The following is a 12,278-nucleotide window of genomic DNA, read 5'->3' on the forward strand; positions in this document are numbered from 1 at the left end:
AAACCACAGCTGTTACGCTGTGGCCTTTCTCAGATGGAAATTCAATACTAATGTATAGTCACTTATACGCAATGGTGAAAAAAAGTATACAATATAGTATGGGCATTTTTAAAACCTCTGTACGCTAGTATCTTCCACTCCTATCAGGGGAGCCATAGTGGTCATCGCCGAAGTCTCTGAACTCGTCTGCATTTCCATACGAGGCATCGTGGCGGAAGCCATGATTGCCCCGGCTGTCGAAGTCACGGTACAGGTCGCCTTCCTCCGGATTGTCGTAGTTCGGGTTGTAGCCTGAGTTGTAACGGTAGCGGGTCCGCTCAAAGCGATCCGGGTCAGCAAACCTCGGGTTGCCCCTGCTGATGCGGTCCAGGTCGTTCTCTGAACCATACGGAAGTCCATACTCATCATGCCTTGGCACTCCGGTATAGTTGCTGGTATCATACATGGTGTTGTAGTAGTCCGCCATGTTGCCACGGTAGTTGCCTTCAAATCTATCACGCTCTTCGTGTCGTGCACGATACTGACGGCCAGCTCCTTCGTCTTCCTGTCTTCTGTCCCAGTCGCGTTGCTCTCTGCGGTACTGCTGTTGGCGCGGATGCTCCTCATGGTATTGGCGGCTGAAGTCGCCATAATTCTGATCTCTATAGTCTCTCATGTTTTTGCTTTTTTAAAATGACAGCCGCAGAGGACACTCTCCCCTGCGGCTGTTTGATTTTACATATTAATGACGATTGTGCCGGTCTTCGGAGCGGCGCTGGCGGTCATTCTGTCCCCAGCGGTCCATGTTGCTATAGTAACTATCTTCGCCGAAGTGATCTCGGCCCTCCGTATGGTTGCGGCCTGCAAAGCCTCCGCTGTAGTCATTGTCATACTGTCGGTTGCCCATCTCATAGCGTCGGTATGACTCGTAGTCGCCCATAGATGAGTGACCTCTGAAATCCCGGTCACCCCGCCCTACATCATGGCCGAAGCGTTCATCCGGCATGCCTGTTCGCATCCAGCTGTTTCCCTGCCGGCGCATGTCATCATAGTCGCGGTCGCTGTAGTCGGCCTGCGGGTCATAGTGTCGGCCTGAGTTATAGTCGTCGTTGGGTACATAGCTCATGCCGTAGGGGTTATCCTGCCCTCTGCGGTTGCGTGATGTAAAATCCTCTCCGCTGTACTGTGCACCGCCCGGCTGAAATCGACCCTGGCGCGAACCGTACTCATGATCTATGTTGGTGTTGAAAGTTCTTGTATCATAGTAATCGTCTTCCTGCTCACCATACCCGCTGTTAAAGTGCGAGTCCACGGTGTAATTGCCGCGGTCTGAATTCTCGCCGTGGTGATGCCCGTGTGCCCAGCGCGGCTCCATGTTACGATTATCGCGGTTTCCTTCTCTGTTGTTTCTCATAGCATTGTGGTTTTAATACATACATTATTGCTACTGTTTACGGGCATGTCCCTGCTTTGGGTTAAGGACGCTGCGTAAACTCCCAACCAAATGTGCGTTTATAGAGGGTGTACCAATCAAGATAAAAAATGAACAGATATAATAACTGGCAGGACCGCCGGGATGAAAACAGACGCGACAATAACCGAAACGACGAATCGCAGTACAGAGGCGCCTACGCCTGGATGAAGACAGTCACTACAGCACCTACAACCGCTCTGGTCAGGGCGACAGAGACCGCGATCGTTACAACGAAGACCAGGGGGGCGACTACATATACCGTCGCAGCCGCAATCTGCAGGACAATGACGACTATACCAGCGCCAGTACCAGCAGAGTTACCGCGGCGGCTCACGCCAGGGAGCATACAGCGATTTTGGTGGCCGCTATGGAGGCAGCGCAGGTATGCGCGACAACCGCTCAGGCTACAACGACCCAAGGAGCAGCGAGCGCAGCAGCCGTCAGCAGTACGGGGACCATTACGTCAACCGTACATCCGGCAATTTCGACGGCGATTACCGTCCTGACAACTACCCGCATCGCCGCGACGAGAACTACGGGAACATGGCCGGATCGCTGAGCTTTGGCTATGACGGCGACCGCAACTCCGACCCGGACTACAACCGTCGCTACAACCCCATGACCGGCGATATGCGCGAGCGTCAGCGTGACTACGAACAGCGACAGCCACGTCGCTATGGTCCGCCTGACCGCACTGGCTCCAACCCCGATTATGACCGTTACTAAGGTATAGGCATAACCTTGGGACCAATTCAGAGTAAAACTTAATACAACTAAAACAGATTGAAGATGAACGCAGATAAGAATAAAGACCAGAACAAAAGCAAAATAAATGAGGGCAACAAAGTGCCCAATATCCACCCGACAGCCAAGAAGGATCCGTCAGAGCAGATTCCACGCTCAGAGGAGAGCGATCAGGCAGGTCGCGCCATGGGCAACGAGCCACGCAGCGGCGGCCGTCAGGGTGGCAAAAGCGTAGAAGACGGCGGTCAGGATGTCGGCAGTAGCGCCGGAAGCCGCTAATTCGAGATAATTTCATAGAAGGAAGGCCGGGAATGACCCGGCCTTCCTTTTTTTATGCCTGTCCTAATTTCGTATCTTTGGCTATACCTGCCCTGTCGCGGCAGTGTATCACAGGTATGACCAGTCATTTCAGGTGTACCAGGTATAGCCGCCCAAGAGGCACAGAATTTTTGGATGAACCAGATCAAAGCACAGGAACACTTAGTTATCATCGGCAACGGCATTGCGGGCGTCACCCTGGCACAGCGTGTGCGGAAGCGGAGCGCCTGTCGCATCACCATCGTGTCGGCGGAGTCGCAACTGCACTTTTCGCGCACTGCGCTGATGTACGTGTACATGGGCCACATGCGCTTCCAGGATATTGTGCCTTACGCCGACTGGTACTGGCAGGAGCAGAAAATAAAGCTGGTGCACGACTATGTGGAGCGGGTAGAAACAAGTCACAAAAAGCTCGTGCTCCGCAATGGACCTCCCTTGCACTACGACAAACTGGTGCTGGCCACGGGCTCCAGCGCCGCTTATTACGACTGGCCCGGCCAAACCTGAAAGGCGTGCAGGGCCTCGTGTCGCTGCAGGACCTGGAACTGATGGAAGCCAACACGGCAGGTATACAGCAGGCTGTAATCATAGGCGGAGGATTGATTGGGGTGGAGATGGCCGAGATGCTCCGGAGCCGTGGCATTGCTGTCACCATGCTGATACGGGATAAACTGTACTGGCACAATGTGCTGCCCGAAGAGGAGGCCCGGCTCGTGACCGACCACATCCGGCAGCACGGCATTGAGCTGCTGCTTCAGGAAGAACTGCAGGAAATCCTGGCTGATGACGCTGGCCGGGTACGTGCTATACACACGCGCAGCGGCAAAGAGCTGCCCTGCCAGTTTGTGGGCATCACCACAGGAGTGAAACCGAATGTTGATTTCCTTAAGGGCGCAGGTATAGAGACAGAAAAGGGTATACTGGTGAACGAGTTTTTTGAGACGAGCCAGCCCGATGTATACGCCCTCAGCGACTGCGCCCAGTTCCGCAATCCCGCTCCGGGCCAGCCGATGATGGAGCAACTCTGGTACACGGCCCGTCTGCATGCTGAGGCGCTGGCCTCCACCCTGCTCGGCGACCGAAAGCCTTACCAGCGTGGACCGTGGTTCAACTCCGCCAAGTTTTTTGATATTGAATACCAGACCTATGGTACAGTACCCGCCGTTTTCACGGAGCAGCAGGAGTCGCTTTACTGGCAAAATGAAAAGGCAACAAAGGCCATCCGACTGCTCTACGACAAGGCAACAGACAAGCTTTTAGGTATAAACCTACTCGGCGTCCGCTATCGCCACGACCTGTGCCATCACTGGCTGCAGCAGGGCTATACCTTGCACCAAGTCATGCAGGAACTTCCTGCCGTTAACTTCGATCCGGAGTTTTTCCAGCGTTACGAAGAAGAACTCCTCCGCCAGTACTACACTCGCTTTCCGGACCGGCAGCCGCCCGTCAAACACAGCACATGGTGGGAACTGCGCCAGCGCTTCGGGCTGTTTTCTGACTCTACTTCCTGTTAATTACTGATACTACAGATGCCTACTGCCGTCATTTCCCAAACTGCCACTACTCCTTCTATCACCTCACAGAATGTCGTGAAAATGGTGGGGCTGGTACTCATCAGCTTCGGTCTGCTGGGTATACTGGTAGCTGCCGTGGGGGCTGATTACTTCTCGCCTGTTTTCACCGGATTGGGAGGCACGGCAGTCTTCACTGTCGGCGCTTTGCTTTGCATCTGGCAGAGCCGACGACGCAAGTCACCTGCCGAACAAAACCACGGACTCTGGCAACAGGAGGCTACATCACGTGGGGCTTCGGCCTGGGTCATCGGCTTTGTGCTTACCGGTTTTTATGTGCTGCTCTACTGGTTCCCGGATACCTGCAGGGTTTGATTCAGGCCATGGAGCCTTTGAGCCAGTGGCTGCGCAATCGCCCCAGCGACCAGTGGTTCCTCTACGGCACTTTCTATACCCTGGCTGTGCTGATCATGGGGGTATACGCCTGCTCAAGTACCGCAACAGCCGCTACCACATCATCCGGACTATTTCGGTGATGTTCTTTCAGCTGGGTTTTGCCTTTCTGCTGCCGGGCCTGCTGCTGATGCTCAACCAACCGGAATATTACTTCAGCTATTTCTGGCCGCTCAAGTATGACTACCTCTTCCCGAGTACCATGGAATACCTGGTGCGGGACGGTGCCGCTTTGGGTGTATTTATGATTTTCTGGGGAGCGGTCTTTTCCTTTCTGGCCACGCCCGTGCTCACCTACTTCTATGGCAAGCGCTGGTACTGCTCCTGGGTGTGCGGCTGCGGCGGACTGGCCGAAACCGCCGGCGACCTTACCGGCACCTCTCCGACAAAAGCCGCAAGGCCTGGCGCTGGGAAGTGGCGATCATCTACCCGATTCTGGGCTTTGTCATTCTCACCACGCTTTTCCTTTGGATCAATTCCTGGAGCGAAGGCCGTTTGCTCGGTGATCTGTCGGGCGGTTTTGCCCAAACATACGGGTTCTTTATCGGGGCCATGTTTTCGGGCGTGGTAGGCGTAGGCTTTTACCCGCTGATGGGCAACCGGGTGTGGTGCCGCTTCGGATGCCCGATGGCTGCTTACCTGGGGCTGCTACAAAAGCACTTCTCCCGCTTCCGCATCACCACCAATGGCGGACAGTGCATCTCCTGCGGCAACTGTTCCACTTACTGCGAAATGGGCATTGATGTGCGCTGGTATGCGCAGCAGGGCGAGCCGATCATCCGGGCAGCTTGTGTGGGCTGTGGTATCTGCGCGCATGTTTGTCCGCGGGGTGTGCTAAAACTTGAGAATGGCCCGCGGGAAGGACGCTATGCCGGTACTACACTGATCAGCCGCGACGAGCTGCGGATCCTGGATTAGAGCTGAGCGGCAAATACGGTGTCTTATTCTGATGGAGGTTATGCTAAAAAAACTGAACCTCTGCTTGCTTCAACTGCAGTAACTCGCGCAACAACCTCAAAATTTATCAGAATGAAACGACTTTTCCCTTCGTGGGAAAATGCCTGTACAGCCAGGGACAAAGCATTAGCCATAAACGCATCGCGGGCACCTGCTTTTGACAGGTGCCCGCGATGCGTTTAAGAAAACAGGTTAGCCGAGGCTATACCTGTGGATACTACTGCAATTCTTCCTGCTCCATATACTCCCACATGGCATCTTCACTGGCACCGATCTTAGCAGCGTAAAGCAGCATTGTGGTATACACGGCGATCAACAGAAAACTGAGGGGAATGGAAAATACAAAGGATACAACAAGCGTCTTCACCGGGTCAGGCTTTGTTTTCATTTTGGTAGATGCATACCAGAAAAAACAGATGTTGAAGATGCCGGCGAGCGCAATAAAATTGATGATATCTAACATTGGCTAAAAGTTAAACGTTTTTGCTGATTCTTCCCAAGAAGCATGCCATTCGGATTATAAAGCCCAAAAGCATACACTTTAGTTCAAATCAATGCTTGTGTATTTTGTATAGTAAAGAATTACGTATGCGTTTTCTACTTAAACTGCATAGTGCAATTTATGCGACATTATTATAAATCACAATATAACATTACAAAAATTTTAACAATATTTTAACAATGTCCAAAAACAGGCCTCCTGAGGCCTAAACGCACCCCTATACAAGTCTAAACCCCTAACAGACAGGTTTATAAACTTATACCTGCTCAAGATCCCTGCAGGCGCATCCTAGAAAAAATCAACGGCATGCAGCGTATCTGTCCGGGGCTACTCAATGATGACACCTTTCATCCCCGTGCGGCCATAAAACACAGGAAAGTACATCAACTCTGCCTTTGCTGGATTGACGGTATAGGTGCCATTGTAGCGCGGCAGCAGTTGGATGGTATAGGTATGCTTGCCCTTGGGCAAACGGTCAGCGAAGATGGCGACTTTGTTCCGGAAGTATTCGCGGTGCACTTCGTAGGGGCCTCTGCCTTTTTTCCCGTCGTAAGAGCAGCCGGCAGGTACAGGCACTTCGATCAGTACGTAGTCGGCATCGGCCTTAGCTTCAACCTCCACCACCAGTTCGACAGGTTTGCCCGCCTTCAGGGTGGCCTGGCTGACTATACCTTTAAAAGAAGTCGACACCACAAAGTCTTTCTGCACCGGCTCCGGGCTGGCATTCCAGTGGGTCTGGTAAGCGGTCAGGTATAGTGGGAGCTTGCCAGTTTTGCGGATAACCAAAGGCTGTCCCGGCAGGAAGGTAGTATCCAGCGGAAAATCGGTTGCCTCCAGTCGCAATGGCCCCGTGAGCTCCAGGCTATTCTGCAGCTGTGGCTTACTTCCTTCTTCCTTATTTAGCAGGTCAGGCAGCAGTGTCTCCAGGATGCGGGCCGACTCGTAGGTATTGCGCCAGCGGCCGTTGCGGCGTTCGCTCAGCAGGAAGGCGCGTATGCTGGTCAGGTCCTGCTCGTGGCCACCGGCCGCTTTCAGAATATCGTAGGCCAGCAGGGTGTTGGAGATGTGGTTATTAAAGAGACTATACCTGTTCTCACCCCAGTGCAGACCGCCAAGTGTGGTTACTTGCTTGTACTTCTGAAGCGTATCGAGCGGCGCTTCCAGCTTGAGCAACTGGCGCATGCGGGTAAGGCGCAGCTGCTCCTCCAATGATAGTCTGTCCCGCTTAGAAAGCTCCTCCACGTAGCGGTTATAATCCACTTTGGCTTGCAGCCTGTGCAGGGTTTCGAGCATCATCAGTTTGTCAGTGAAGCGGGCCTGCTCCAGCCGGTAGACCATAAAGTCCAGCAGCTTCTGCTCGTCATACTTCGGAGCGTAGCCTTCCGCTTTGGCCAGCGACAGGGCCTCTGCCACATGGCTCGTAATCCAGGTATAGGCCGGACCGGACTGCCACCAGGTCCAGGCGCCTTCCGGCAGCTGGGTCTTTTCGAGGTGACGGACCAGGCGGCGCACCATGCGCTCGTGTGTGAACTTCTCCCCCAGCTGTTCCCGAATACGCTTTTCCAGCAGCAGTCCCTTTAGTTTGGAGGCTGCCTGCTCACTGCACCAGTATTCATATTTGTGCAGGTAGTCGATCTCTTCCAGCATCACCTCCAGCAGATTGCCCTTTGCGTGTAGTTTTACGGGTCCTTTTGCCGGATCAAAATTCAGGGTTACCGTCGTGTCAGCGTGCAAAGTCAGGAAATGTCCAATGGTTTCTTCGGTGCCTTTGGGGTATACCCGGATGTGGCGCCGTTCGCCATCAGCCATTCCTTCAGCTGACCGCAGGGCAAAGAGCACCTCCACGGAGTCAGGTGCGACAGACGGAGCAGTGAAGGTGAGCGTGTCGGTATGGGCACGCTTCAGCAGGATCTGGCTCTCGCGCACCGGCTTTCCTGCCACCTCAAAGCGGGTACTGATATTGGAAGAGTCCGGCAGGTAATTGAGCGCCTTGCCGATGACCTGCGTTTTGTCGCCTTCCACCAGAAAGCGCGGCATCGCCAGCGTGGCCATCATCGCCTTAAAGGACTTGATGCTGGTGCTGTAGATCCCCGTGCGCTTCTTGCCATCCATGCCCAGCACGTAGGTGTTCCAGCCGGTAATATCGCCCGGAAAAGTAACAGGGAAACTTACCTGCCCCTTGCGGTCTGTTAGCAGGCGCGGCTGCCAGAAAGCGTAGTCGGAGAAGTTTTCACGGATAGCACCTGCTTCGTCCACGGGCAGGGCCGCCGTAAGCCCTTCTGGACTTTTGCTGCCAATGATGATCACACCACCAGCCGCCCTGGAGCCATATAATGCCTCTCCCGCCGCTGCATCCAGTTTTTTCATAGAAGCGATCATAGCCGGATCCAGGTCGGACAGTTCGCCGCTGTAAGGCAAACCATTCACTATTATAAGAGGTGAATTGGCGCTTTGGACAGTGGCACTGCCTCTGATCTGGATTCCAGCGGCTCTTCCTTGCACTACCGTTACAGACGTCATAGCCATATGTCGCTGCTCCTGCGCACCATAGCCTACCACCACCACTTCCGAAAGCTGTTGCATATCAGCACTAAGAGAAGCGTCTACAATCCTCCTGCCCTCTGTAGCTACTTCTGATGTTGTATACCCAATATAGCGAAACACCAGCACAGCATTGGAAGGCACACCGAGTTGGTAGTATCCGTTTGCATCGGTAGCCGTACCGATGCGCGTCCCTTTTACCAGCACCGCCACGCCTGGCAGCGGCGTGCCTGATCCCGCATCTACGACTATACCTGAAACAGTGGCGCTGTATTCGTGCAGACCGGAGGTGTAACTGTCGTTGCGCATTTGCCGGATCACTTGCTGCTGCACCTCTATACTTACTCCTCGCTGGGCTTCTCGGATCCTTCTGCTGATCAATTGCTGCAAGGTCTGGCTATACCTGTCTGCTGACTTGTGCGCGGCTTGCGACAGGTATAGCTGCACCTGTCCGTTTGCCTGCACCTGCAGGTCGGTTGCCACGTAGCTACTATCCGGAAACAGGAGAGCCAGCCGGTATTTGCCGATCGGTATACCTGTCATCAGGATGTTATTCCCACTGTAGAGTCGGGCGGAGTCGGGCTGACCAGCCTTGTGTAGCACGGCCATGACAGGCTTTTGCGTGAAGGTGCTGTCGAGTCGCCAGCCTACACGACCTTTGGGCAGGTAGTCGTCGTAAAGCGGGTTGTTGCCGAAGGCTTTCTGCAGCCAGAACTGATGCTGCAGTTCCTCCCACTCCTGTTGCAGTTGTTGCTCAGTTGAGGCCTTATCGTATAGCGGCACCGGATTCCGCTCCTTCTTGTTCCAGTTGCCAAGGTGAACATGATCCGGCAGGAGCTTGCGCTCGCGCATTTTGAGCAACTCCCGCTCAAAGGTATAAGTATAGCCAGCCTCCAGTTCGAACGAGGTGTTGAAGCGGTTATACCTGGTAAACTGCAGATAGCCCGGCGAAAAAGGTCCCGCCAGCACGGACTTTGTTGCCGAGTAATAATGGTTGCTCCGGGCAGGGTTATCCTCCACGCGCAGCACCCGGCGGCCCTGCTTCAGGTAAGCCAGATCTCTGCCGAAGTTCTGCTCCACCTGCAGCAGGTAGCCGTGCAGGTTGTTGCGCTCCCGGGTCGAGAGGTAGTCTTTCCTTTCAGCTTCTTTCGCATAGGGCGCTGTACCTGGCGTGAGGTCAGCACTCAGTACCAGTTTGTGGTAGGGCCGCAGGTATACGCTGTCGAGTGTAACCAGCTTGTCGGCCGTGCGCATCATAATGGTATGGTAGCCGCTGTCAGCCGCAAAGGAATAGGCCGGCATCACATCCGTTCCGGAGAAATACACCGGCACCCGGTCAAGGTACACCACATGCACCGGCACCACCCTACCGGAGTCCACCACGAAAGGCGAGAATTGCGTAAGGCTGTCGCGGGAGAGGCTGTACTCCGTGAAAATGCCCTGCTTCGGATAGAGGAAATTGTAATAGGCGATGCTGTCGAGCCCCATGCGGCGACTCCAAACCTGCCAGTCCATTAGTTGCGTGGTGGCTTTGGCCTCGTTGTTCAGCCGCAGCTTCTGGTAAGGCTTGCGGCCTTTATACCTGTCCCATGACGGTAGTGTGGGCACACCCTGCGCCGTGAACTTGGATGTGATGGCATAGGCGGTAAGATCGGCATTGGGTACTGGTTTTCCTTTGGCATCGCGCACGGTCACAGTCAGGTCGCTCTGCTGCCCCGGGTACACCACCTGCGGTGCTTCAACTTCCAGGTTCAGGGTATACCTGCGGTGAGGGGCCACTTTTTCATCCGATCGGATCTCGCCACCCCACATGTAGCGCAGCGTCACAAAATAAGGATCGTCGCCACGCAGAGCACGGGTATGGCGCAACTCCCGCTCCCGCCCCCTGCCCTGCTCCACCAGTTTATCGCCCCGGTACACGAAGTACCAGTAAGGCAGCCTCCGCGGATTGTCCAGCACGAAATAGAGCGAATCGTTGCTGCGGTCGGTATTGGCCTGCACTAGTGCATTCTCTGGGTTTAGGGCAAGCGTTTCCTCGTGTTCCGCAGTCTGCAGCATGTAGCGCCGCACATAAGGGTTCACTGGCAAACGGTAAGGCAGCTGCACCTGCTGCTCCAGCACTTTGTTGCCTTTCGCGTCAACGGCAGTCAGCTTTGCCTGGTGCGGCATGGGCTTGTCGCCTTCCAGGTATTGGGCCAGCAGACTGTCCTGCGAGAGCGAAAGTTTCAGATGTCCCGGCAAGTAGGTATAGCTGGCTTCGGCCGACTGAAAGCTGCGTTCATTGCTGCTGTTCAGAAAGTCAGTCCTGACCTGGTAGCGCAGGGAAGCTTTTGGGAAAGCCGTGGCAGGTATGGAGATGCTCGTTTCGCCAGCAGCCTCCAGCGACTGGCTGTGCTTCCAGAGCGTGTCCGGTACAAACACCTGCTGCTCCCGCGATCCGAAAACCTGCCGGGTAAGCACCACCACCTCCACCCGGGCGTCGAGCAGGTTGAGACCGTTGGCATCCGTCCCTCGCACATGCACTTGGTTCTCCACACCCGCCTGGTGCTCTTCATGCGCCAGCCGCAGGGTATACTTGTTTTCCTTCAGTTCATAGTCTTCATAAGTGAAAGAGTGCCGCACCAGTGCATCCTCCCGCTTATTAGTCCTTTCCAGCGATAAGGTATAGCTGGCATCCAGACGGAGGTTCAGGCTGTCGTGCAGCACAAACCAACCTTCGTATGCTCCCTTGCGGTAAGGTGCGAGCACCCCCATCTTCTTACGCCTGATATTATAGCCATTTAGCATCAGCTGCGCCTTGTATTGCACTGGTCTGCCGTTTTGGTTCACCACATAGGCCTTATACCTCACCGTGTCGCCAGGCTGGTATAGCGGTTTGTTCGTAACGAGGTAACCTTTATACTTTTCAGGTTTGTCAAGACGGTACTCCTCGTCAAAAATGGAAGCTATACTGCGGATCCACCCTTGCGGCTCCCCCCATCTAATGGTACTGTACACATCCCGAAACGGGCGCCACGTGTAGTAAATGGGCCACGTGTTGATCAGCCGCTGCCACCACTTTGGTTTGTAATGGTATTGCTGCTGCTGCGGTGCAAGTTCTTCGTAAAAAGTAAGACCCGAGTGGCTCACGCTGACGATTCCCTTCTTAGGCCCTTTCTTCAGGCGGTAGGTATTGGTTTTGCTGTCCAATGGCACACGCTGCTTGCCAGCCATCACCTCTGCATCGGTCACCAGTTGCCCCAGACTGTCGTGCACCAGCAGGGCGAGCTCCGGCTGCAGGTGCAGCAGCTTCGCCTGCAGTTTACTCTTCGTCTCCAGCCAGTATACCAGGTCAGGACCCTGGGCATGCATGTACAGATAATGGCCCTGCGGCAGCGGCTTTGTATAAGTCTTACCAATGGCAAACGAATCGACCACTGTGTGAAAAAAATTGCTCTTTACCACATCCGGCCCCTTCTCATAGATCGTCAGGGCTTGTTCGTCGGTGATGCGGTAGATATAGGTATAGGGACTGCGGAGTTGGGACTTAGCCAAGCGCCCCTGCGCGAAGGCCTGTATTGAGAGCAGGGAGAAAAGCAGTAGCAGCGGTAGTTGTCTTAGCATAGCGGCGGCATCAATTCCTTATCAATATACTAAAAATAATATATTGGCACCTCTGCTTGTCAGACCTAGCCTTAGAGGTGGCACAAGCGGGCCGCCTGCTATTTCATTACCACCCTAAACAATGCACCTAAGCCCATATTACATTTTAACAACAATGACTTATTTAAACAGTGTATTGATTTTATACAATAATTAA

Annotated in this window: 12 protein-coding genes; 7 read left to right on the forward strand and 5 right to left on the reverse strand. The window is 54.2% G+C overall.

The annotated features are described in order from the left end of the window. Nucleotides 1-124 precede the first annotated feature (124 nt). The 3 genes from O71_RS02115 to O71_RS02125 form a co-directional block, all read right to left on the reverse strand. Nucleotides 125-655: a hypothetical protein gene (locus O71_RS02115; RefSeq protein ID WP_007652709.1), complete on the reverse strand. Its 531-nt coding sequence runs from the start codon at nucleotides 653-655 to the stop codon at nucleotides 125-127. A 66-nt stretch (nucleotides 656-721) separates the two neighbouring features. Next, on the reverse strand, nucleotides 722-1,393 hold the full coding sequence (locus O71_RS02120; RefSeq protein ID WP_007652710.1) for a hypothetical protein: 672 nt from the start codon (nucleotides 1,391-1,393) through the stop codon (nucleotides 722-724). Nucleotides 1,394-1,607: 214 nt separating this feature from the next. Then, on the reverse strand, nucleotides 1,608-1,799 hold the full coding sequence (locus O71_RS02125) for a hypothetical protein (RefSeq protein WP_007652711.1): 192 nt from the start codon (nucleotides 1,797-1,799) through the stop codon (nucleotides 1,608-1,610). A gap of 38 nt (nucleotides 1,800-1,837) precedes the next feature. On the opposite strand from O71_RS02125, the gene O71_RS02130 reads away from it, so the two are divergent. The 7 genes from O71_RS02130 (at nucleotide 1,838) to O71_RS24955 (ending at nucleotide 5,397) form a co-directional block, all read left to right on the forward strand. Beyond that, the gene (locus O71_RS02130; protein WP_007652712.1) at nucleotides 1,838-2,179 is read left to right on the forward strand and encodes a hypothetical protein; all 342 of its coding nucleotides are present in this window, start codon (nucleotides 1,838-1,840) and stop codon (nucleotides 2,177-2,179) included. 63 nt (nucleotides 2,180-2,242) lie between these two features. Continuing rightward, complete coding sequence (locus O71_RS02135) at nucleotides 2,243-2,476, forward strand: hypothetical protein (protein WP_007652713.1); 234 nt, start codon at nucleotides 2,243-2,245, stop codon at nucleotides 2,474-2,476. 174 nt (nucleotides 2,477-2,650) lie between these two features. Beyond that, nucleotides 2,651-3,022 carry an FAD-dependent oxidoreductase gene (locus tag O71_RS26235; protein ID WP_007652714.1) on the forward strand — a complete coding sequence of 124 codons (372 nt, stop codon included), beginning with the start codon at nucleotides 2,651-2,653 and terminating at the stop codon, nucleotides 3,020-3,022. Between the two features lie 5 nt (nucleotides 3,023-3,027). After that, nucleotides 3,028-4,029, forward strand: coding sequence for an NAD(P)/FAD-dependent oxidoreductase (locus tag O71_RS02140; protein WP_007652715.1), 1,002 nt, complete (start codon nucleotides 3,028-3,030; stop codon nucleotides 4,027-4,029). A gap of 15 nt (nucleotides 4,030-4,044) precedes the next feature. Continuing rightward, on the forward strand, nucleotides 4,045-4,401 hold the full coding sequence (locus O71_RS24945) for a hypothetical protein (protein WP_237717662.1): 357 nt from the start codon (nucleotides 4,045-4,047) through the stop codon (nucleotides 4,399-4,401). A gap of 25 nt (nucleotides 4,402-4,426) precedes the next feature. Continuing rightward, the gene (locus O71_RS24950; RefSeq protein WP_237717663.1) at nucleotides 4,427-5,050 is read left to right on the forward strand and encodes a 4Fe-4S binding protein; all 624 of its coding nucleotides are present in this window, start codon (nucleotides 4,427-4,429) and stop codon (nucleotides 5,048-5,050) included. After that, nucleotides 5,032-5,397, forward strand: coding sequence for a 4Fe-4S dicluster domain-containing protein (locus tag O71_RS24955; protein WP_237717664.1), 366 nt, complete (start codon nucleotides 5,032-5,034; stop codon nucleotides 5,395-5,397). Before O71_RS24950 ends, O71_RS24955 begins: the two co-directional genes overlap by 19 nt. A 256-nt stretch (nucleotides 5,398-5,653) precedes the next feature. Here the strand turns inward: O71_RS24955 and O71_RS02150 are convergent, their stop codons facing one another. Together O71_RS02150 and O71_RS02155 are read right to left on the reverse strand one after the other, a co-directional pair. Continuing rightward, nucleotides 5,654-5,899 (reverse strand): hypothetical protein, encoded by a 246-nt coding sequence (locus tag O71_RS02150; protein WP_007652719.1) that lies wholly within the window; start codon nucleotides 5,897-5,899, stop codon nucleotides 5,654-5,656. Nucleotides 5,900-6,265: 366 nt separating this feature from the next. Then, the gene (locus O71_RS02155; RefSeq protein ID WP_007652721.1) at nucleotides 6,266-12,082 is read right to left on the reverse strand and encodes a carboxypeptidase-like regulatory domain-containing protein; all 5,817 of its coding nucleotides are present in this window, start codon (nucleotides 12,080-12,082) and stop codon (nucleotides 6,266-6,268) included. Between the last annotated feature and the right edge of the window lie 196 nt (nucleotides 12,083-12,278).

The sequence above is a fragment of the Pontibacter sp. BAB1700 genome (assembly GCF_000277005.1).
Lineage (GTDB): Bacteria > Bacteroidota > Bacteroidia > Cytophagales > Hymenobacteraceae > Pontibacter > Pontibacter lucknowensis.

Excerpts from the sequence above, each read along its gene's own strand:
- O71_RS02135 (WP_007652713.1), top strand. The coding sequence starts at position 2,243 with ATGAACGCAGATAAGAATAAAGACCAGAACAAAAGCAAAATAAATGAG.
- O71_RS02125 (WP_007652711.1), bottom strand. The coding sequence starts at position 1,799 with ATGCTCCCTGGCGTGAGCCGCCGCGGTAACTCTGCTGGTACTGGCGCT.
- O71_RS02130 (WP_007652712.1), top strand. The coding sequence starts at position 1,838 with ATGCGCGACAACCGCTCAGGCTACAACGACCCAAGGAGCAGCGAGCGC.
- O71_RS24945 (WP_237717662.1), top strand. The coding sequence starts at position 4,045 with ATGCCTACTGCCGTCATTTCCCAAACTGCCACTACTCCTTCTATCACC.
- O71_RS02150 (WP_007652719.1), bottom strand. The coding sequence starts at position 5,899 with ATGTTAGATATCATCAATTTTATTGCGCTCGCCGGCATCTTCAACATC.
- O71_RS02120 (WP_007652710.1), bottom strand. The coding sequence starts at position 1,393 with ATGAGAAACAACAGAGAAGGAAACCGCGATAATCGTAACATGGAGCCG.
- O71_RS02155 (WP_007652721.1), bottom strand. The coding sequence starts at position 12,082 with ATGCTAAGACAACTACCGCTGCTACTGCTTTTCTCCCTGCTCTCAATA.
- O71_RS24955 (WP_237717664.1), top strand. The coding sequence starts at position 5,032 with ATGTTTTCGGGCGTGGTAGGCGTAGGCTTTTACCCGCTGATGGGCAAC.
- O71_RS26235 (WP_007652714.1), top strand. The coding sequence starts at position 2,651 with ATGAACCAGATCAAAGCACAGGAACACTTAGTTATCATCGGCAACGGC.
- O71_RS02115 (WP_007652709.1), bottom strand. The coding sequence starts at position 655 with ATGAGAGACTATAGAGATCAGAATTATGGCGACTTCAGCCGCCAATAC.